The sequence below is a fragment of the Branchiibius hedensis genome (genome assembly GCF_900108585.1).
Lineage (GTDB): Bacteria > Actinomycetota > Actinomycetes > Actinomycetales > Dermatophilaceae > Branchiibius > Branchiibius hedensis.
The window spans coordinates 1,823,081-1,843,769 of sequence record NZ_UESZ01000001.1; the positions used below are offsets into that span (position 1 = coordinate 1,823,081).

General features: G+C 65.3%; 15 protein-coding genes. 4 read left to right on the top strand and 11 right to left on the bottom strand.

The features are described from left to right. Positions 1-56: 56 nt before the first annotated feature. The 4 genes from DR843_RS08930 to DR843_RS19790 all read right to left on the bottom strand — a co-directional run bounded on the left by DR843_RS08930 (position 57) and on the right by DR843_RS19790 (position 4,157). The gene (locus DR843_RS08930) at positions 57-470 is read right to left on the bottom strand and encodes a hypothetical protein (RefSeq protein ID WP_146202530.1); all 414 of its coding nucleotides are present in this window, start codon (positions 468-470) and stop codon (positions 57-59) included. Beyond that, positions 464-2,194: a cell division protein FtsK gene (locus DR843_RS08935; RefSeq protein ID WP_146202531.1), complete on the bottom strand. Its 1,731-nt coding sequence runs from the start codon at positions 2,192-2,194 to the stop codon at positions 464-466. The genes DR843_RS08930 and DR843_RS08935 overlap by 7 nt, the downstream gene beginning before the upstream one ends. A gap of 106 nt (positions 2,195-2,300) precedes the next feature. Next, complete coding sequence (locus DR843_RS08940; RefSeq protein WP_109685108.1) at positions 2,301-3,074, bottom strand: hypothetical protein; 774 nt, start codon at positions 3,072-3,074, stop codon at positions 2,301-2,303. Further along, a complete protein-coding gene (locus tag DR843_RS19790; protein WP_146202532.1) occupies positions 3,075-4,157 on the bottom strand; it encodes a site-specific integrase in 1,083 nt (360 codons plus the stop codon). A gap of 130 nt (positions 4,158-4,287) precedes the next feature. On the opposite strand from DR843_RS19790, the gene DR843_RS08950 reads away from it, so the two are divergent. Beyond that, the gene (locus tag DR843_RS08950; protein ID WP_109685112.1) at positions 4,288-5,265 is read left to right on the top strand and encodes a PDDEXK family nuclease; all 978 of its coding nucleotides are present in this window, start codon (positions 4,288-4,290) and stop codon (positions 5,263-5,265) included. 9 nt (positions 5,266-5,274) lie between these two features. On the opposite strand, the gene DR843_RS08955 is transcribed toward DR843_RS08950, so the two are convergent. The 3 genes from DR843_RS08955 to DR843_RS08965 form a co-directional block, all read right to left on the bottom strand. Further along, positions 5,275-5,811, bottom strand: coding sequence for a hypothetical protein (locus DR843_RS08955; RefSeq protein ID WP_109685114.1), 537 nt, complete (start codon positions 5,809-5,811; stop codon positions 5,275-5,277). A gap of 105 nt (positions 5,812-5,916) precedes the next feature. Further along, entirely contained in the window at positions 5,917-7,005 is a 1,089-nt protein-coding gene (locus tag DR843_RS08960) for a hypothetical protein (RefSeq protein WP_109685116.1), read from the bottom strand. 117 nt (positions 7,006-7,122) lie between these two features. Further along, positions 7,123-7,464, bottom strand: coding sequence for a WhiB family transcriptional regulator (locus DR843_RS08965; RefSeq protein WP_109685118.1), 342 nt, complete (start codon positions 7,462-7,464; stop codon positions 7,123-7,125). 153 nt (positions 7,465-7,617) lie between these two features. Between DR843_RS08965 and DR843_RS08970 the strand changes: the two genes are divergently transcribed. After that, entirely contained in the window at positions 7,618-8,583 is a 966-nt protein-coding gene (locus tag DR843_RS08970) for a toll/interleukin-1 receptor domain-containing protein (protein ID WP_109685120.1), read from the top strand. Positions 8,584-8,600: 17 nt separating this feature from the next. Here DR843_RS08970 and DR843_RS08975 read toward each other — a convergent pair whose 3' ends face one another. Beyond that, the gene (locus DR843_RS08975) at positions 8,601-10,136 is read right to left on the bottom strand and encodes a hypothetical protein (protein WP_146202533.1); all 1,536 of its coding nucleotides are present in this window, start codon (positions 10,134-10,136) and stop codon (positions 8,601-8,603) included. Continuing rightward, positions 10,136-12,661, bottom strand: coding sequence for a type IV secretory system conjugative DNA transfer family protein (locus DR843_RS08980; RefSeq protein ID WP_146202534.1), 2,526 nt, complete (start codon positions 12,659-12,661; stop codon positions 10,136-10,138). Before DR843_RS08980 ends, DR843_RS08975 begins: the two co-directional genes overlap by 1 nt. Before the next feature lie 944 nt (positions 12,662-13,605). Between DR843_RS08980 and DR843_RS20060 the strand changes: the two genes are divergently transcribed. Both DR843_RS20060 and DR843_RS08985 read left to right on the top strand, forming a co-directional pair. Continuing rightward, positions 13,606-13,773, top strand: coding sequence for a hypothetical protein (locus DR843_RS20060; RefSeq protein ID WP_170119804.1), 168 nt, complete (start codon positions 13,606-13,608; stop codon positions 13,771-13,773). A gap of 342 nt (positions 13,774-14,115) precedes the next feature. Beyond that, positions 14,116-15,741: a CHAP domain-containing protein gene (locus tag DR843_RS08985; RefSeq protein ID WP_170119805.1), complete on the top strand. Its 1,626-nt coding sequence runs from the start codon at positions 14,116-14,118 to the stop codon at positions 15,739-15,741. Here DR843_RS08985 and DR843_RS08990 read toward each other — a convergent pair. Further along, positions 15,738-18,668, bottom strand: coding sequence for a hypothetical protein (locus tag DR843_RS08990; RefSeq protein ID WP_146202536.1), 2,931 nt, complete (start codon positions 18,666-18,668; stop codon positions 15,738-15,740). The two genes, DR843_RS08985 and DR843_RS08990, sit on opposite strands and share 4 nt — an antisense overlap. Positions 18,669-18,820: 152 nt before the next feature. Next, on the bottom strand, positions 18,821-19,615 hold the full coding sequence (locus tag DR843_RS08995; RefSeq protein WP_109685130.1) for a hypothetical protein: 795 nt from the start codon (positions 19,613-19,615) through the stop codon (positions 18,821-18,823). Positions 19,616-20,689: the final 1,074 nt, after the last annotated feature.

The window sequence follows — 20,689 nt, forward strand, 5'->3', positions numbered from 1 at the left end:
GGCTTCGAGGGTGGAGCGGAACCGGACACCGGCGTACGTCTGCGGAATTGCTCGCATCACAGGCCGTCCTGACGGTCCCGTCGATCACGACGGTCCTGCTGGCGTTCCATGCGGCGCATCTCGCGGCGGTCGACGTAGGTGACGTTGCGCCGGTTGTAGTAGTTCTGCTGGCTGTTGCTGTAGTTGCCGGAGCCGGACGGCGGGCTGTCGATGACCGACCACGCCAGCCAGGCGAGGAAGATCACCCCGACCGCGCTACCGGCAGTCTTCTTCCAATCGGTCAGGCCGATCCTGGCGCGCAACTGACTGATCGTGGCGAAAACGTCGATGACGCCGAACGCTTTGAGCGCCCACAACACAATGGCGCCGGCCACAGCCAAGCCAACGATCCACGCGATCAGGTACACCAGCTTCCCGACAGCGCGAAGCAGGATGTTCTCCGCGAACCGCCACTCGAACATCCTCAGCATTCGCAAGTCCCGTCGCTACGAATGGGTGCTCGGCACGACGGGCACCGTGGGCCATCGGCGCCTGACGTCCCAGCACCCGCATCTTTAGCGGCACGCTGAGCCTTGGCCTGCGCCTCTAGGCGCCTACTAGCTGCCGCTGCCGCTGCCGCGCCGAACAGTTGCTCACCGTCGTCGCTGAACGTCTCCGGAGCGTCGCGGCGCGGGTCGAAGGCTGGGCCTTCGTCGTCAAGGTCTTCCTCCGACACGGGACAGTATTCGTCCATCTCCGCCTGTGTCGGCTCCGGCCGGGACGTGGTGGGCACGCCACGGCTGGCAAGTTCGGCGTCGAGCTGGCCAGAGGTCGCGAAGAACGACTTGAACACCACCGGCGCTTGCCCTTCGAGCTCGGCCCCGCCGACGCCCTTGGAGACCATGCCGCCGTTTGCGACGTTGTCCGGCACCGTCGGTACGCGGTCGGCAACACTGAACGCCTGATCACGTTGTGTCTTCGAGGGGTTCGGCCCCATCAGAACACGCTGACCAAGCAGCGTCTTCAACGACGGCGGCAGTCCTGAGTTCTGGTTCGACACCTGACTGCTCAGCAACATGCGGATACCGACGAACCGCTTCTCCGCGGCAATCTTCGTGATGACGCGTTGCAGCTTGAACTTCAGTCGGTTCTCCTCGATAACCTCTTGCACTTCGGGCATCTTCCGGTCCACTCCAGGCGGAAGCTTCTCCCCCACCAGCAACCCGGCCACCTCGTCCACGATGCACAGGATCGGCGGGAACCGCTGGTGGTCGGGCAGGTCGAACCAGTTGGTCACGCCGGCCTGCTCCAGCACCTTGGCGCGGCGGTTGCCCTCCTCGTAGACCAACGCCAACGCCGTCACCGCCGAACGCAAACCGTCACAGCCCCAGCCGCCGTCGCGCACGTACTTCTTGCACCAGGAGTAGTCGATCGCTTTGGACGGCTCGTCCACGATGACCAGCGCAGCGCCCCCGGCGACCTGGTCGGCGATGATGCTGTTCAACGTGTTCGTCTTGCCCGCGCCCGCGGTGCCACTGACCAATCCGAACGCGTGAGCTCGCCAGTCGATGCTCACGGTGTCGTACTTCTTCTGTCCCGGCGGCGGCAAGATGTCGCCGATCGGGGTCCGGTGCAGATCAGCTCCGAGACCAGCCAGATTCAATCGGATAGTCGGTGGAAAAGTCGGCGGATCGCTCGGGATGACCTGAGCCGTCAGCTTGTTCGCGTCCGCGACGACGTACCAGCCGAACTGCCCGACGACGCTGGTGGCGACCTCGTCCAGCTTCTCGTCGTGCTTGGACGGCATGTAGGACTTCGGCAGACCCAACAGGTAGCCACCACCGGGGCGCGGGGCGGCCTGAACGTCCCACGGCTTCACCCCCAACGCTGTCGCGACTGCGCCGCGGCAGCGTGCTGTGTCGTCGTCCAGTTTCGTCAAGGTCGCTCGGGCCAGGTGCGGGTCGAAGTCAGTCAGGTAGAACCCGGGGTAGGTGTCCTGCAACGTCGCCGCGACCTTCTCCCCCATCGTCGGCTTGGCGTCGGCCGCCGACAGTGACACTTGGAAGCTCTCCGGCGTCTTCACGCTGCCACCGGCCTTGGCTGCAGCAGTCACCGTCGTCTCGGCGACGTGGCGTCGGAACACTGCCACGTGAGCGTCGGTGTCGATGTTCGCCAAGCTCCACTCGGGGCCCTTGGCCTGACGGACCTTGCTCACGACTGCACCAGAATGACGGTCCGGGTCGAACCCGGCCGGCAACGGCACCCTCATCTGTTCCAGCACAACCTTCTACATGGGCCAGATCCGCGATGCCAGGGTCGGGTTAGTCCCCGGTCAGGATCTGCTCCGACTGCTCCAGCGCAACCTGGACAGCCTCCTCCAACCTGTCCAGCCACACTCCGAGGTCGGGTGGGATCCGACGAGAACCCTGGGTAGGTAGGTCTTTCCCGGTCGCCGGAGCCGTCCTGACCCAGCCGTCGCGTCGGCGCGCCTGTGAGATCGCCTCCGTCACCGATCTGGTCGAGAGCGCACCATCAGACAGGTAGCCGCGTCGGTCGATGCCTACCAGTAGCGGCGCACGTCGCCTGTCCCACTGGGCCAACGCCGCGGCGAACCGGCACGCATGCTGACCGGGCAGGTCGATGCGGCGCAGCGCCAGTTCGGCGTCGTCGGGGCTGCGCGTTTCGGCGTACCCGTCAACGACCGCCACCCACCGACCCAGCGCGCAGCACGAGCAAGTGGCTGGGTCGGTAGTCGCCTCCAACGCAAGCGCGCCGGCCCGCCACAGCGACCCCACCAACACGGCGTCGCCGTTCCTCAGAGCACTGATCTGAGCCCTGGTCATTCCGGCCCCGGCGAGCAACCCGATCAACTGATCACGCACCTGACGCACGGTGCCGGTGCCTGTCAACCACGGCGGCGGCCGCCACCCGGTTGCAACAGTGCTCGGCAACCAGCCGGCAAGGCTTCGGAGCAACGTCGACGGCGCCTGCGGACACTCGGCGGCGAACTCGATCAACAAAGCCAGCGGCGGCTGGAAACCTGTTTCGATGTCGATCCCGCGGCTGACAAGCCAGTCTGAAAGCAGCGAATCCATCTACAGGCCAACGCTTTTCACCGCATTACCCGCCATCGGGTTAGCGTGGCGGATGTAGCGCATCACCGTCTCCGGTTTGCGATGGCGAGTCTGACGCATGATGGCCGTCAACAAAGCCCCACCCGCATCTGCCGTCGTGACGAACCCGGCCCGCAGAGAATGCGCGCTGAACTGCTGCGGATCCAAACCGGCCGCGGACATACGCCGAGACAGCACCGCCCCCACGCTCGACCCCGACAAAGCCTGATCCCCCACCGCGCCGAAGCGATGCACCCGTCGCAGCAACGGCTGATCAGCCGAGACCTCCGGCCACGGATCGCCGCAATGATGGTCGGAGTCGATTTGCGACAGTTCACGGGCCGCCGCCATCGCCCCCGGGCGGTCATCCGCACCCGACAGCACCAGCCAGGCCCGCACCGCGCACGGCACGCAGGTGTCCCGCCGCGCCCCGACGGGCACCGCGATCACGTCCCCAGCGCCGAACTGGTCCGTCTTACTGGCCCGGATCATGACCCGAAGATGCGGCTCCACCTCACCCCCGGGCTGGAACGACACATCGCTGGCTCGCAAGCTGACCAGTTCACTGCGTCGCAACGCCCCCGCGAACCCCAGCAGCAGCAGCGCAGCGTCTCGGCGCGCCGCGACACTGCCTGGCCAGTGACGAAAGTCCATATGACTCAAGGTGGTTCGCAGCATGTCTACGTCGAAAGCTGCCGCCTGCCGCGGCGGGCGTCTACGGTGCCGGCGGATGCTAGCCATCGCCGCAACCACCACCGCGTCGCGCCCCGGCTCAGGCAAACCGGCCACCCGATGCACCGCGTTCGCAGCAGCCACTCGAAGGGCCAACGTCGAGGTTGACGCTGCCGGCGACCCATCTGCCCGGGCAACCTGCGCGCAGAACCGTAAGTGCCGGGCCAGAACGTGCGGTGCCAGCGGCAACGACTCGACACCCTGCTGCTGGCACCACAACTGCACCTGCGCCCACTGACTGCTGTATGCCCGGCGCGTCGAGTCAGCCCAAGTCGACTCGACAATCTGGGCAAGCTCAAAGGCGCCTACCGACGGGCGCGCAGGGGTCGTCACCGACCCATTGTTGCGTCGCAGCGCCGTGAACGAGGAGCCCCACAGGTCACGACCGCTCTGCCACAATTCAGCAATGACCCACCTGCTCAAAGTCGACGGTTCCCGGTCAGTGCCGTGTCAACGTACGTCAATGAGCGCTGAATCCCTCACTGAGACCTCTCATCTGGAGCAATGGATCACCGACAACCCGCAGGTCATCGACGAGTCGTTGAAGATCGTGACCACGCAGTTCCGGTCATGGACCTCGCAGGTCGGCACCGCGACCGAACGACCAGACCTGCTAGCACTGTCCACAAGCGGAGAGCTCGCAGTCATCGAGTTGAAGCGCGACAAGGACCGCCGCATCCACCTTCAAGCGATCACTTACGGAGCGCTGGTCGCAGGGTTCACCGTCGACACCCTTTCCCAAGCACACGCAGATTGGTTGAACAAGAACGGCGCGGAATACACCCTCGAACAAGCTCGGGCCGCCTTGGAAGATCACGTCGAGGACAGTCTGGACGAGGAGCTTTTTCGCCTGCCCCGACTGGTGCTTGTCGCCGAAGACTTCCCTGGGCAAGTGCTCACCACCGTGCAGTGGCTCGCGACCGTGGCACCCGACCTGGTGATCGAATGCCACCAATACCAGGTGTTTGACCAGGCCGACCAACTCGTTGTCAGCTTCGGTCGCATCTACCCCGTTGACGACCTTGAAGATCGAAAACTTCGCCCTTCGGCTCAAGCCCTCACCGACGATGTCCGCGAAGAACTGACCACCCGCAAGCGGCGGGCAAAGTCAGTCAAGGTCATCTTCGACCACGACCTCATACCTGCGAACGCGCAGATGACGATCGAACTCCATACGCTAGCTCGCCCGGACGTGGTGGACAAGGTAACCGCCTGGCTCGCAGCAGATTCGGCACGCACACAGTTCACATGGCACCAAGACCCCACGAAGCCGCTGCAATGGGCGGTCGAGCCCGACAAACAGTGGACTCCCTCAGCGCTGCGCAACCACATCTTCGTCCAGGCCAGCTTGCCGGCGCCGTCGTTCTCCGCGGCCGACGCCTGGTGCTACGACGGCGAAAGCCTCTGGCGAATCGCTGACAGGGTCAGCCAGGACGAGTAAGCGAACGGCTCAAACCAGGGACAACTCCCGGAACGTCACCAAGCCCAACTGATCCAGCCCGGCCAAGTAGCCCTTCTCGGTGTACGGGTCGACCAGGATCACGCCGTCACCGGACGGCGCGGCCAGTTCGGTGTACGGCGCGTAGTGACTGGCAACCAGAACCAACGGCACCGGCTCGCCCCACACACCGGCTCGTCCCAGCACCGGCCCCGGCAACGGGTCCGTCTTGGGTGACATCATCGCCGTGGTCGCCACGTCATCGTCCAACTGGTAGCCACCGTCAATGGCTGCCTGCAACGCCGAATGCTGCACGAACGCAGCGACTCCCGCCGCGTGGTCGAAACGGGCAAGGAACGCACTCTCGATGTCGTCGGCCGCGATGTGGTCGTAACCGGCCACCACCAACGGCAGCAACTCCGTTGCGGTGTCCGCCACCGCCTGCATCCGGTCGCCGAACAACATCACGAACTGCCAACGTGCCCCGTCAGGGTGCACAGGCAGCATCGGATCGCCGTCGCCGTCGATCTGCGAAGTCAGCAAAGCCATATCCAAGTCTCCAAGTGGTCGATCGTCGCGGTCGGATCAAACGCCCGGCCCACACCCTTACGGTGCGACGACTGTCGCCAGTGCGTGGGCCACGTCCGGGCACTGCTAGTTTCGCCGGCGGAAGATTCGCGACACCAACGCAGCACGCTCACGCTGCCGCTCCCGGATCGCCGCGTCCTCCACTGACCGCGGCTTCTCCCGCGTCGGGCAGTGATGGTCCGCGCCGCTGGCAGTCATCAACCCGCACTTGCCGCAGGTGTCGACGGTGACGCCGCGCTCACCGCGAACGAATCGGTTGAACACCTTGCCCGGTGCGTCACTGTTCGCCATCGCGGCGTACGTGGCCGGATCAACCTTGTAGCCGTACGTTTTCGGCGGCGCCACGCTGCCGTCCTTGCGGGTGTAGCCCTTCGTGGTCAACGTCATCATGCCCTCACCGGAATCGGTCGAACCGTAGCCAACCGACCGGATCCAGGTGGACTGCACCGGCATCGCCTTCGCGCCGGTGTTCGCCAACCGCTCGCGGCGGCGTGCCACCAAGTCGCCGGCCGCCGCCAATGACGTACGAGCCCGCTGACCTTCCAAGACAGCACTGACACCCTCGGCGACGAACACCTCGTGCTCGGGCGCGAACCCCAAGCCTTTCGTCTCCCACTGACCGTCAGAACCTTTCGTGACACGCACAGTGCCGTGCACCATCCGACCGTCAGGAAGCGACGCCGAAACCGGCACGTCAAACGTGCGGTCGTGCTGGGCAGCGCTGAACCGATGGATCGCGGTCTTGGACGGCATCCGCAACGTCATACCGTGACCCGAGTAGGACATGCGGTGCGTGCGACGGTTCCCCGAGATCGACTTGCCCGCAGTCATGTTCGGGGTGTTGTCGTCCGGCATCAACGGGTAGTCGCCGCCGCCATGGCCGTACTCGGCGTCCACGAACGTCGTACTCCACCACTGATCAATGCCCTCGGTGGTCTTCGGGTCAATCCGGGTGCTGGTGGCGATCGGCGCGACATACCCCAGGGAATCCAGTTGCCGGGCACGCAGCTCCCGCCAGTCACTACTGACCGGCGCAGCAACAGTGTCACTGCCATCCGGGCCGCGCAGGGATACCTCAGCGGCCTCCCCGGCGACGTGCCCAGCGAACTTCCCGTCGGCGCCGTGGATCGCACCCGACGCATCGACCGTGCTCATCGGACACCACCGACAACAGATGCTGCGCGGTAGGCAAAGGGGCCGCGCTCGACCGACGGCGTAGGCAGGCAGAAGGTGCTCATGCCAGTGTTGGTTGGCGGCGACACAGCCGAAGCGTCAGGCTGCAGCGTCGACGCGCTTCTTGCGCTTGTTGGTAGCCCCTGGCTTACGCCCAGCCTTTCTGCCCTTCTTAGCGCCCATGCTGGACCAGTCGACCTCTTTGCCGGCGCGCAGCATCACCCCACCCCACACGCCGTAGCCGTCGATCTCCACGCCCTGCCGCAAGCACGACTTCGTCGACAGGCAGGTGTCGCAGATGGCTTTCGCCCGCAAGAACTCATCCGGCCGGTTCGGCTGGAACGTGTCATCGAGGATTCCCCGACAGGCAATCTCACGCCGCAACGGAATGTCGTCCGGCGACAGAGCAGGCTCGGCGGTCGCGTCCAAAACAATGTCCATGAGTGCACGGTGCGACGCCCTTTCGCTGGTGCTCGGAGCACCGCCCAGGCCTCACGACACGAGCAAGCTTCCGTCACGTACCGTTGCGACGCGCCGACGCCGCCGCACCGCTCAAACTCGTCCCAGCGGCGCAATGGCTGAGACAGTTGGACCGTGACCACCGAAGCTCGGCTCCCGATCAAGGCGTTCATCAGCCACGCCACTGAGGACAAGGAGCGATTCGTCGAGCCCTTCGCGACCGCGCTGCGCGAGAAGGGGATCGACGCCTGGGTCGATAAGTGGGAGATCAGGGCGGGCGACAGCCTCGTGCATCGGATCTTCGATGAGGGCATTCCTCGGGCCGACGCGATCGTGGTCGTCTTGTCACATGTCAGCGTTGGCAAGCCGTGGGTAACCGAAGAACTCCACGCGAGCGTCGTCAGGCGGATTACGACCGAGCGGAAGACCAGGCTCATCCCGATCGTGCTCGACGAGGATGTCGACGTGCCAAGCGCGCTGAAACACCTTCTCTGGGTGTCAGTCCCTCGTGTGGGACTCGATGGGGCAGTCCAGCAAGTGGTCAACAATCTGTACGGGGTGGATCAAAAGCCGCCGCTGGGCGCGCCACCGGCCTTTGCCGCCCAACCCGTTCAGCAGACCCAGATACCCGCCGACGAGACCGTGCTGCGGCTGCTGTTTGAGCACCTGCAAGCGCACGACAGCGCGAACGCTTTCCTCCTCTCCGACGCCGTCAGGGACCGTGCGCTGGCGGTAGGCCTGAGCGAACCATCGTTCATCGAAAGCGTTCAAGCTCTCGCGGCCGCCGGCCAGGTCAGCGTGACCTTCATGACCGGGAGCACTCGATTCATCATCAACGGAATCCCTAACGGCACGTGGCTCAACCTCGAAGCCTCGAAAGGGGTGGACGTTGAGGGACTGCGCACCAAGATCCTTTCTGACGTTGTGAACCAGGACATCCGCAAGATCGAACCGGTCACGTACGGAGCCTCGTTCCGAACAGTTCAGGCCGTGCTGCAGATCCTGCAGGCTCAACAAGTGCTGCGGTTCGCAGTCATCCGCAACAGCGAGTTGGTCGTGACTGACGTGAGTCCTCTCGCCAGGCGAGCTCTGCTCGGTTGACGTCCACATGACCCCAATCACCCGGCGGTGCGGCGCCGCCTACTCTCAACCTTCTGCACGTCCACCGGACCCGGGTGCCAACGGGCTTGGGCAATCTCCGGCGGGACCACAGCCTTCCCGTCGCCGTAACGATCCGGACGGGCGAACGGCATCGACACCGGCTGCTCCAAGCCGGCCGCTTTGCGGATCGTCCACAAGTCCAGGCGGCGATTCAGTTCCGCAGCCAGCAGATGGTCGCGCATCCAGTACGGCTGCCCCCACAACTGGTTGAACGCCAGCATCTGGTGAGCAACCTGCTCAGCGTGCTGTCTGGTGGCGGGAGCCCACGGCGTCGCAGTCGGATCACCGATCCGCAGCGTGCGCCACAAGTCGCTGTCGGCTGGGGACGTGACGTGCTTGTTCAGCGCGAACACCGGCAACGACGGAAACTGGCTGGACACCAACCCGCCGCGTGGGAACCAATCGGACCAGTCCACATAGAACATGCGTTGCGCCACCTTCGCCTTCATCCGGTCCATGCTGGCCGTGGCCGCGCGGGCAATCGCAGACTGCACACGCGGCACGATGCGGTCCTTGGCGGTGTTCTGCCGGGCACACACAAACACCACCGCAGTGCCCCGAGTCGGGTCCGATGCCAGGGCCTTCGCCCAGGCGTCGACCTTCTCGTCAACGTTCGCGTTCAGTCCGGTCGTCATCTCGATGGCGATCTGGAACCCGTCACGACGCACCCATAGAGCGTCGGCGGTGCGGGTCGACTCCACCGGCATGAATTCACCCACTTTGCACAGCGACTCCCCCAGCACCGCTTGCAGGTCGGTGAACTCAGCAGCGCGCAACGACAACTCGTTCAGCATGACCGCGTGCCTCTCGAACCTGGCGCCGCCGTCCGCGACGCGCCGCCCCGCAGTGACGCTCAGCCAGTCACCGAAACTCAAGTATCGACTTTGGGAATCCCAGCGCGGCATGTCGGTACGGCGCACCAGCGCCGGAACCGGATCCAGCAACCGGGCCAGCACCCCGTACTGCAGCAGGTCCGCTGCGATCAGATTCTTGACCCGCTTCGGGAGATAGTCGCCGCGGTGCCCGGTCGCATCAGGGTCGCCGGTGAAGGCCGCCAACTGTTCCGTCGTCAACGTGCGCCACATCATGGTCGCCGCAACCATCCGGGCGCGCAGCAACCCGTTCGGCGCGCTCGGCGAAAACAACGAGTGCGGCTGCGGCGGCTTCAACAGCGCCGGGTCGACGGTCGTCCGGTGCATCCGGCCGTCCTGGATGAGCCGGGTGATTTCGCGCCGCTGCGCCCAAGCCGCCGTCGCGGGGCCGTTCCACATGCCCGACCACAGCGGCTCCGTGCGATACGCCGACCGGTGAGCTTTCGGTGCGCGGCTACACATAGAGGTCAACGGCACGTACGGGCCGAACTGACCAGGCATGCCGCGCTCGGTCAGATGCTTGTTCGCCCGCGGCTCGAACCGAGTGATGCTCGGGTCGTCGTCGGCCGGCGCGTACACGTCCTTGAACCCGTGCGGCTGCGGCCGCCACCAGCCTGCCATCACCAGTCCTGCGGATCGTTCGGGATCGGCCGGTTGAACCGGTCAGGGCTGAACCGGTCCGGATCGTTCGGCACCGCCATAGCCTGCACCGGCGCAGCGACAGTCGAGTCGTCATACGCATCGCCCGCCGAACCTGCCGGCTGCACACCAGGCTTCACCCAGCCCCGGTGCTCCGGGACGCGCTCAACCACATCGCCGTAGCTCTCGCCAGTGGCCGCTTGCTGATCGGTCAGGAACCGGGCCCAATCGCCTCGCATCTCCCAGTCGCCAATACCGATCAGGCACGGAGTCTGACGCACGCCAGCGACGGTCGTGCGCAGCACCGCGAAGTAGCGCGGGATGGCGGCGATGTCAGCGCCGGTGAAGTCCGAGCCGTCCAGCGTCAGGTCCGACACGGCACTCTTAACGATCTCCGGGTTGTTCTGCCCGAACCACAACATCGTGGCGAACCCGAGGAGCGAATCACGCACACGCTCGTGCAACTGCTGCGGGTACTGTGTGGCGAAAAACGGGCGCACCCCGTAACTGCGACCTTGGTCGCGCAGCCACGTCACGGTCTCTGGGCTGGACCCGGCCAGCACCGACAGCTCGTCAGCAAAAATGTTCACCTGGCGGCCCTGGTCCTGCCAGCCGACACACACACGCCCGATCGCCTCGCGCAGCTGGAACAACAGCAGACTGCTCAGTAACTGGGTCTGCCGGTCACTGACCTGGGTGCCGTCGGCGGCCGTGCCCAGGTTCACCACGACCGCGTCATGGTTGGCCAGGACGTCCTCCCAACTGACTCGCGACCTACCGGCGTCCCACCACGTCTCGATCTCGGCCAACTGCGCCAACTTGTTGCGGGCAGCCTGGGACTGGGTGCGGCGGGTCGAAGCTGACACGTTCGCACCGAACAGGATCTCGGTGTACTGCGCCGCCTCCACCGCAGACTCGTCCGTGACGGCAGCCGCCCGCACCACCGACGACAGTTCCGTCGCCGAGGTGTCACCGAACCCACCCAGCAGGCGGTGCGTCAACGCGATCGGGTTGCCGTGCCCGTGATCGGACAACCACAGAGCCGCCGGAAGGACAGCGTTCAACGCTTCGATGCTGGCGTTCTCCAGAGTGCCTTCGCCGAACGCGTACCGGGCAGCCTCGATAAACCGTGCCGCCTTCTGGCTCGCAGTTCCCGGAAAAGCGAACACGTCGATCGCCGGGGTCGAAGCGTCCGCCAGGTCGATCAACAGCATCGAATCCGGATCACCGGTCACGCTCTGTGCCATCCGCCGGCACGCGGTCGCGCCGTCGCCCTTGTTCTCGAACACGATCACGCACGAACGGTCATCCACGATGCGCCGTGCCAGAACCCAGCCCAAGCACACACGCATCGCCACGGACTTACCGAAACCGGGCACGCCCAACAGTCCGACTCCGCCGTACAGGTCATCGGCGGACAAATGGGCCGGGTTCCCGTCGGCGTCAGCGCCCAGCATCGGACCGATCGGAGCCCGCAAACTTGCCGGGACCAGTCGCGACGACGCCGTCGCCGGACCCGAAGCCGAACCTCCCGGCGGCACCGCCAAGCCGGTCAGCATGTGCGGCGCACACAGCAGCACACTGCGATCCAACGGGTAGACCACCCGGGCGGTACGCGGCACGCCACCAGAGTCAGTGGCTGGTCGACGCTGGTGCTTGGGGGCCGCCCGGCGCGGCGCCGGAAAATCCAGACCGTCCAGTCGCGACAGCAACCGGTTACGCCCACACCGAGCCAACGCGACGTGCGCGCCCAGCGCGGCAGGAACACTCAGCCCCAGCGCCAACGGCCAGGTGTCAGACACCGAGCCCAGAGCAGGGACAACACCAGCAACATGCGCACCGTAAACACCCGCGCTTCCGGCGCCCAGCAACCACGGCAACGAACCCGAGCCCACCACGACCGGGTCGGCGTTGATGTCCAAGCCGGGCATCGCCGCGACCACCTGACGCAGCAGGTCGTCAGCGGTCGACCGGTCCGGGGCACCCACCAGGATGCTGGTCGCCAGTAGTTCCCCACCGCGCGAATAGTGCGACTCGTTGCCACCGCGGGAACTGACCCAGGTCCGGTACGCCGACACTTCGGCCGGGCGAGGAGTGCGCATCGTGAACGCCACCCACGCCCCCGGAACGTTCGCCCGCCAGACCACCTTGGCAACCTCCGCCGGATCGGCGCCGGCAGCAGTGTCACGTCCAGCAACCGACTCCAACCGCACCCGCGCCGACACCAAACAGGGGCGATCCCCTAACCCCGCCAACAAGTCCGGAACGTCATCGCACGGCTCGACCACGGCGTCGATCGTCGCCGCCAAGTTCGCCGCCAACGACGCAGCACCGCGCCCTGCTCTCTTACTGGTTGGCGGCGTCACCAGGAAAGCGTCAAGTGTGCCGTCGTCGCCGGTCACAGCCAGCAACGTCGCCTGCTTAACCGAACGCAGCGACGACTCGAACGCCTTGGCGCGCTGGACGTAAATCGCAGGGTCAAGCTGCTTGGAAGCGGTCGGGCTCACCTTGAAAGCGGAGACATTCACACATCTCTACATGGGCCAGGTTGGCGGCGACCAGGGTAAAGGAACGCTCTGACCAGCAACAACGCATGATTTTTTGGTCAATTTTTCCAGCGGCAGCCGTGAGTCCCCGGGAAGCGCCGCCGCCACGCTCGACCCCGCGTGCCTCCGGCAGGAGGGTGGTGGGTGGTGGCGTTGGTGGGTGTTGAACGGCTGTGTGGGTGGTTGCGGGGGAGTTGGTGGGATGTGAGGCAGGTCGATAAAGGATGAGCTGACGTGCTACCAGGGAACAGCTACAAGCAATAGGTGGTACTGAACGGTACTAACTGACAGTAAACGTCATTGGGAGTACCAAGTTGACACTGGTTGAGTTTCAGACGCATCAAGTGGCATCCAAGGTAGAAAACTGACAGACCCAGGGTCGACGTGGAGACAGTACCGAACAACCAGACCAGGCAGGAAGCAGAACACCGAGAAGAACAACGACCAGAACACCGAGAAGCCACCAAGAAGAACACCGAACAGACCCACGAAAAGAACACCGGCGAACCAAGCGAGCAACGGAACAACCCAGCAGCAGACCCAGGGAAACCAGGGCACCGAACAGAACAACAACAAGAACCCCGAACAGCAGACGAACAAGCAGCAAACCAGCCAGTCACACGAAAAGACCGCCGAGGCCGAAGGCCGAAGGCTCACAGCAGTCAGTTGCTGCCGGCTGGCCAGGTCGGTTGGCTGCTGCTACCGCCTACCGCCGGATGCCCACGTTGTCGGCGTTGGTCATCGAACGCGGCCGGTGACTGTCGCTGTTTCGGCGGTCAGCGCTGACGCCAGCGATCGAACGACTTCGACTTACGGACATACACGGAGGTGCGCAGGCGCAGGGACAACCCGTCGCACCGTCAGATCAGCACCAGACGTGTGACCGCTACCGGAAAGGAACCGTCATGGCACGCAAGCCGCGTAACCCTCACGCGCACGCCAACCCGGCGATGGCGGCCGCCCTGCGCGAGTTGCGTCGCTCCGGCGCTGCGGGCGCGCACGCCGATTCCCGCCAGCGCCGCAGCCGGGACCGTTCCAGCGCGCGTCGCGCAGCGATTCGGGACTTCAACTGACCCACCCCGCGCGCTTGTTGCGCGCGGCGCTGATTGGTGCAAGTTCGCCCCAGCGGTCGCCGCCTGGCGAGTACGTTCTCTCCAGGTTTGATCCGATGGCGGATGGCGTCGTCGGTGCCTTCGCCTCCGGGGAGAGTCATGACCCGCCGCTTGTCGCTATTCCTCGTGTGTCTTCTGTCAATGTTCGGGTTGTCCGGCGGTTTCGCCGGGTCAGCATCGGCAGCTCCAGCCGACACGATGGCAGCAGTCTCTGCCGCGAATGTCGGCAAAGGTCCGTGCTCGACCAACAGTGCCGGCGGCAGCGGTTTCGATGGAAGCTGCTCCGTAGGGTCGTGGTGTGCTGTGTACCTGAAATGGGTATGGGAACAGGCCGGGGTTAGCACCAACGGGATCTCCGCATCGGCTGCGTCATTCATCACCTCGGCCGGGTCATTCGGGGGCACCGTCCACACTGATCCTGGATATGCGCCGCAGGTCGGCGACGCGATCGTCTTCAACTACAACGGCGCCGGCTTCGCCGACCACGTCGGGATGATCGAGGCCGTTCATGGGGACGGCTCGGTCGACGTGATACACGGCAACATCAACGGTGTCGTCTACAGGATCAACAACATCCCGGCGTCCAGGGCACGCGTTGGCGCCAACATGAACACCGGCGGATTGACCGTTGGTAACCACGCAGCGGCACCGATCATCTCTGCGTTCGTCACGGCAGGTGGCGCCGGCGGCGGAGGCGGAGGCGGAGGCGGAGGCGGAGGCGGTCTCTCCGACGGCCAGTTCGTTTCCTACCAGGGAACTGTCTACCGGATCGCTGGCGGTGCACCGATCGCTGTCGCGTCCTGGGACAATATCGGCGGTCCGCAACCAACCACGCCCCTTAACGACGCGCAGTGGTCCGCTCTGCGCCAGACCCCCACCGACGGCACCTTCGTTGTCGCCTACGGCGGCTCCGGCTCCGGCACCGTGTTCCGATTCGCCGGTGGCGCACCCATCGCCGTGTCGTCCTGGGCCAACGTCGGCGGCACCAACGGCCAACCGGTAACCCCCATCGACATGGCCGCCGTCACCCACGCCGGACAGGCCGGTGTCTGGTCCCACATGAACAACGTCCCCACCGACGGCACCTTCGTTGTCGCCTACGGCGGCTCCGGCTCCGGCACCGTGTTCCGATTCGCCGGTGGCGCACCCATCGCCGTGTCGTCCTGGGCCAACGTCGGCGGCACCAACGGCCAACCGGTAACCCCCATCGACATGGTCGCCGTCACCCACGCCGGACAGGCCGGAGTGTGGTCCCACATGAACAACCGACCCACTGACGGCACCTTCGTTGTCGCCTACGGCGGCTCCGGCTCCGGCACCGTGTTCCGATTCGCCGGTGGCGCACCCATCGCCGTGTCGTCCTGGGCCAACGTCGGCGGCACCAACGGCCAACCCGTAACCCCCATCGACATGGTCGCCGTCACCCACGCCGGACAGGCCGGAGTGTGGTCCCACATGAACAACCGACCCACTGACGGGACTCGCCTGATCGCAGCAGGAAAGAGCTACGTGGTGTTCAAGGGAGCGCCGTACCATGTGGGCCCGAGCAAGGCCGGAGTCGTGGTCGATCAGACGGCCCTCGCGCATGCTGGGCAGTCTGGTGTCTGGGCGCACCTCTCAGCGGCCGGGGCAGCCACGTCGTCCGAGAAGAAGTTGCCCACGAAGGCGGGCAAACCGTCACAGTTCGCAGTGACCTGGACCGTTGGGAAGCTGCCACTGGACGCCAAGACAACCACGTATGTCCTCCAATCACGCACCGTGACCAAGGCCAAGAACGGCAAGGTCACCTACGGGACGGCCAAGACGTGGCTTAACGGAACCGCAAAGACCAGCGGCACATTCACCGGCGGTCCGGGCGTCACCTACCAGTTCCGGGCGCAAGCACGGGACAAGCTCGGCAACCTCACCGCATGGTCTGGTTGGAGCTAACCGTTCTCGTCCAGGTCCAGCAGTGTCGCAACCTTGAAGGGCACACCCTCGAAGTCGCGCACCCGCACCATCGGGCGAAGTTCACCGCCGCGACCCAGCCGCCGTTTCCAGAAGTCCGGGCACAGTCCGGTCCCCCACGCGGACGCCCAGACCGAGCTCGCCTTGGTTCCTGGCGGCAGCAGCCCGCGGTAGGCCCGTTGGGCCACATCGAACGCGGCCGTGTGGTTCATCAGGACCACGGGGGTCTGCCCGTGCCACACCAGCCGGCCGATGGAGGCACCACGCGGCTCCCACGGGCGTTTCTCGTCCGATGACGCACGCCAGCCCAGTCGCTCATTGATGATGCTGGCCTTGCCACGCAGCGGGTGCCCGGAGGGCATGTCCGCCATCGGTGGCTTGCCGTCCTGCCCCAGGATGTGACCGGTGCCCGATTCGAGCACACCACGCAGCGCCGTCAGCAGGTTCTCACCTGGTGTGACGGTCGCTGCCTGACCGTAGTTGGCTCCGACAGCTTCCAGGATCCAGTGCTGCAGCTTGCCCAGGCGGTCCAGGAACGCTTCGTCGCAGCCAGCCCATTCGGCCAGCATTTCCAGCACGTCGCCGCCCAGCATCAGGTCCGCTGCGATGTCGGCGTGACGGGTGAGTGTTCCCTCGGTGCCGCCATTGCGGCGCAGGAACGACGTCGCCGCGTCGCGGTGCATGTCGAACAGTTCGGCCCATTCCCGGTTGGCTTTCTTCCAGCCCTGTTCGGCAGCGGCCCGCTGCACCATCTGCACCGCCGCGGCCGTGATCTCGTTGGCGGTCAGCGTGGTTGTGTTGAGCTCGACTAACGCGTCGGTTGCATCTTCGGTGCCCAGGAAGCCGCGTGCACCGGTGTCGAACGCCACGCAGCGTTCCATTACCGAACTGGACGTCAGCGGGTTCTCGGCGGTCACCACGAGCACTGCCAACGGCACGTCGACGCGGCGACGCCCACCGTCAGCGGTGCGCCGCCGGGTGGAGGTGCCGTTAAACACCGAACGGATGATCGCCTCGATCGAGGACTCCTCGCGTTCGTTCTTGCGGGCGTCACTGCTGGGTGCCAGGTCGTCGGCCACCCAGATGGGCACGCGAGCCACCACGTCTTCCAGGCTGTACTTGGTGTCGGACGCACCGCCTGGCAGTGTGTCCTGGAATGCGCCAGGGTCGGACTGCCAGAACGCCATGATCGCTTTGGCTGACCACGACTTGCCTCCGCGCGGCGGTCCGTAGAAGAGGATGGTCGTCTTGGGCCGGATCGGCACGACCGGCCGCAAGGCGGCAGCGATGACGGTGGCGGCGACCGACTGGTTGCCCCATGCGCCGCCGGTGTATGTCTCGAACACGGTCTGGATGCTGGCCCGCAGGTATGCCCGGTATTGCTCGTCGGTATCGGCTTCAATCGGCGCCAGACCGAACTTGGAGGTTCCGGGGATCACCCGGTTGGTGCACCCGGGCACCGTGCCCGAACCGATCAGCCGACCCTCGATGCCCAGCACTGTTTCGCCGGCGACGAACACCGGCAGCCCGCTGACAGTCGGCACCCACCCCATCTGCATCCACAGGTAGTTGGTGATCGTCTCCCCCGCCCGGTGCAGCTTCATCGCTTTCAGCCAGGCGCCTGGCAGGTTGCCCCAGTCCGGGCATTTGGACACCGTCGTCGGGATGACGGCTTTGCGCAGGTGCCAGCGGTTCGGGTTCTCGCTCAGCAGGTCGTCATTACCGTTGACGACGCCTTTGACGATGGAGCCGTCGTGCGACTGCCAGGACGTTTCGATCTGCACCCGCACCGGTTCGTTCTCGTCGATCAGTGATGGGTCCAACTTCCCCTCGACCAGTTCCGAGCCCGGGGACCAGTCACTCGACTTCGGGTTCGATTCACTCAGCAGACGCCCGGCCATGCCAGCCTTCGGCACCCACGAGCCGCGGCTGGTGTAGCCGTCGTCGCTGACGTGGTACTCCTCGAAGGTCGCGTCGTCGTCGTTCATCCGCACGTCGCCCGGGTGGAACTCGACCTCCGCCTCGGGCTTGTCGGGCAGGTCGTCCTTGGTGGTGTCCATCAGGTCGGCGAACGACTTACCCGCGCCGAAAAAGTCGTCCACCCCAGCCTTGGACACACCGTCCAGGCTCGGGTCAGCAAACGACACCACGGCGTGTCGAGACTCCAGGAACGCGGCGAGTTTCGAGGCCGCATCCCACACCTGGCGGTTGGTGGCGGTGTCACCGTCGAACGCAACCGTCACCGGCAGGTTCTTCAACCGCAGCGCATGCCACTCGGGCATCCCTGACCAGTTATGCACTCCGATGATGCACACCACCAGCAGCCGCGCGTCCAGCGACTCCATGACGGATCGCAGGCGTACCCGGGAGCCTTCACCGGTCTCGGACAGGTCCGAGATGGACACGCCCTGCTCAACCAGCCATGCGGTCAACGCCGACAACGCCTTGATCTGGCCCTCTGCGATCAGGACCGCGTCCGGCGCCGCGAAAAACGTCGACGGCGTCGACGGGTGGACGCCCAGCACGCTGTTCGCGCCGGCGACCATCATGTACTTGCCCGCGGTCGGGTTCGCTGGACGCCACTGGCCGAACCCGGCCTGCGGCTCCACCTGCGCGCCCTGGGTCATCTGCGTCGCCGCCGCCGCCACGCGGTCCAGCGGGTACCACGGCATCGCCAACGCGGGAAGGTCCGAGCGCAGCGACTTGAAGCCTTTCGAGCGACGGTCGGTACCGGCCCCCAGCACCTGCGCAGCCGTCGCCAGGTTGGTCTCGTCCACCGAGAACATGCCGGAGGCGTACGCCACCAAAGGGGCAACCGCCGACGCTGACAACTTCATCGCGTCCAACCCTGTGATGCCAGGGCCGAACGCTGCCGCCGGGAACAACACACCAGAAACCGAATCGCTCACCGACCTACGGTGCGACGGCCGCGGTCGCTAGCGCGGCCGGCCGTCACCAGGCTTGGTTCTTCCGGAAAGGTCGGGCTGCTACGACGGCAGCACCGTAGCCGGCGTGGGTGACGCCGGACTTCGTTTCCGGTCCTTGGCTGATGCCTGGAGATTCAGAAGTCGTCGGCGGGCAGCGGTTCGATGGCGTTCTGCTCGTTGCGCGCGGCAATGAGCCGCCATTGGTCTTCGCCCGGATCTTCGCCGGCGGCGAGTCGTCCGGCGAGATGGGACCAGCGAGCGAGCACCTCGAACAGGTAGCCGTCGTCGAAGCTGTCCAGGTAGGAACGTCGTCGGGCGGCGGCCCACCTCAGGGCGGGCAGCCCGGCCTCGACCAGAAGCGCCCCAGAACCCTCCGGCGGCACTTCGGGGTGGATGACTGCAGCCCCGACAGCATCCTGCTGATCATCGTCACCGGCGTCGTAGGACCCGAGCGGCACCAATGCAGCCCGTAGCGCTTCGGCCGCCTCCGTGTGGCTCAGGGCGCCGCAGGCGAGTGCATAGCACGAGGCTGGCATGAGGTCTTGGGCGAAGGCGATGAGACCGGGGTCGATCTCGGGGTAGGCCATGACTTGGCCGGAGACGTCCAGAGCGTTCAGGTAGGTGCCGAACGGGGCACCGTCGTCGGTGACGGCGCCATCGAAACCTGGTGCCTTGTCGCCGATGGCGTGGTCGCCGAAACGTGCACTGATGCTGCGCCACGGGTCTTCGCTCGGCAGAGTGTGGATCAGGTCGCTGATCGCTCCCCCGAGGAAGAAGGAACCCCACTGGGGTTGGACGCTGATCTGCGCAGACATCTGCGCGTCCATGCGCTCTCGGTAACCAGGTGGGATGAGCGGATCGCTCATCGTCAGGATCCAGCGCACGGCGACATCGACCGGTGCGTCGAAACCGGGCTCGCCTGCCACCATCGTAGTTTCGCTCGTTCCTTGGGCCAGTTCGTTCGGGACGTGGCTTAGCCTGCCACCTTCGCCGACTGGGGGAAGCCCGCGGGACTGATTCTTGCAGCAAAACGTCAAAGGGTCATACCCCTCACGCGTACGCGCGCGCGAGGGGTATGACCCTTTGGCCTGGTTCCGGGCGGGCGATGCACCCTAAGTAGTTGAAAGTTCAATCGAAGGGGCCATACCCGTCGGGCGCGTGCGCACGCGCGCGTACGTGTACGCGCGCGCGAGGGGTATGACCCTACGCATCTTTCGGTGAAAACGTCGCTGTCGGCCGATCACGAGACCCTGACCTGGACCGAATCGAAGGGGGATACCCCTCGCGCGCACGCGCGCGTAGGGGTCTGACCCTACCCACCGAGTCTCCAAAACCGCAACCCGGACCTGCAAAAACCGCGGCATTCCGGGAAACTTGGCCGTTTCTGGCTGCAACTGGCTGCAACTGGCCACACCATGTGGCCAGTTTTCGCCGGAACCGCGAAACACAAAACCGCAGGTCAGAGCCCTCTACTACTACTACTTACTACTACTTTTTACTGATCTGACCACTTGACCACACCGTATATACCCCCTTATGAGGATTCGCATACATTACTTTCGAGGGAGATATATATATATCCAAATCCCCTATAAGGGTTGTTGCGGGCGTGGCCATGTGGCCAGATTGCCGTTTTTCGACCCCCAAACACCCCCTGACCTGCGCAAACGTCGCTGAATCGTCTGACCACACCCGTGGTCAAGTGGTGGCGGATGCAGCCAGAGCACCGTTTTCGCACCACACCGCGTAGGGTCAGACCCCTACGCGCGCGTACGCGCGAGGGGTATCCCCCTCCGATTTTCCACGATCCGGAAGTATTGATCGCCACGCAACTTCCGCGGCCGCCTGTTCCGCCGACTCAACCATCGATCGGGCAGAAGATCCCGGCGGATGCGACGCGGATCCGAAACCGCCGCCAACCAACCCTGGTGACGAACCGGCGCCGACGACGAGCCCCGGAAGCCTCCAACGCAGCCTGCCTCCAACGCACCAGCAAGCCTCGA

What these genes read in the sequence shown, in the direction of transcription:
- DR843_RS08930 (WP_146202530.1), bottom strand. Translation starts at nt 470, where the DNA reads ATGCTGAGGATGTTCGAGTGGCGGTTCGCGGAGAACATCCTGCTTCGC.
- DR843_RS08940 (WP_109685108.1), bottom strand. Translation starts at nt 3,074, where the DNA reads ATGGATTCGCTGCTTTCAGACTGGCTTGTCAGCCGCGGGATCGACATC.
- DR843_RS08950 (WP_109685112.1), top strand. Translation starts at nt 4,288, where the DNA reads ATGAGCGCTGAATCCCTCACTGAGACCTCTCATCTGGAGCAATGGATC.
- DR843_RS08955 (WP_109685114.1), bottom strand. Translation starts at nt 5,811, where the DNA reads ATGGCTTTGCTGACTTCGCAGATCGACGGCGACGGCGATCCGATGCTG.
- DR843_RS08960 (WP_109685116.1), bottom strand. Translation starts at nt 7,005, where the DNA reads ATGAGCACGGTCGATGCGTCGGGTGCGATCCACGGCGCCGACGGGAAG.
- DR843_RS08965 (WP_109685118.1), bottom strand. Translation starts at nt 7,464, where the DNA reads ATGGACATTGTTTTGGACGCGACCGCCGAGCCTGCTCTGTCGCCGGAC.
- DR843_RS08975 (WP_146202533.1), bottom strand. Translation starts at nt 10,136, where the DNA reads ATGGCAGGCTGGTGGCGGCCGCAGCCGCACGGGTTCAAGGACGTGTAC.
- DR843_RS20060 (WP_170119804.1), top strand. Translation starts at nt 13,606, where the DNA reads ATGGCACGCAAGCCGCGTAACCCTCACGCGCACGCCAACCCGGCGATG.
- DR843_RS08995 (WP_109685130.1), bottom strand. Translation starts at nt 19,615, where the DNA reads ATGGTGGCAGGCGAGCCCGGTTTCGACGCACCGGTCGATGTCGCCGTG.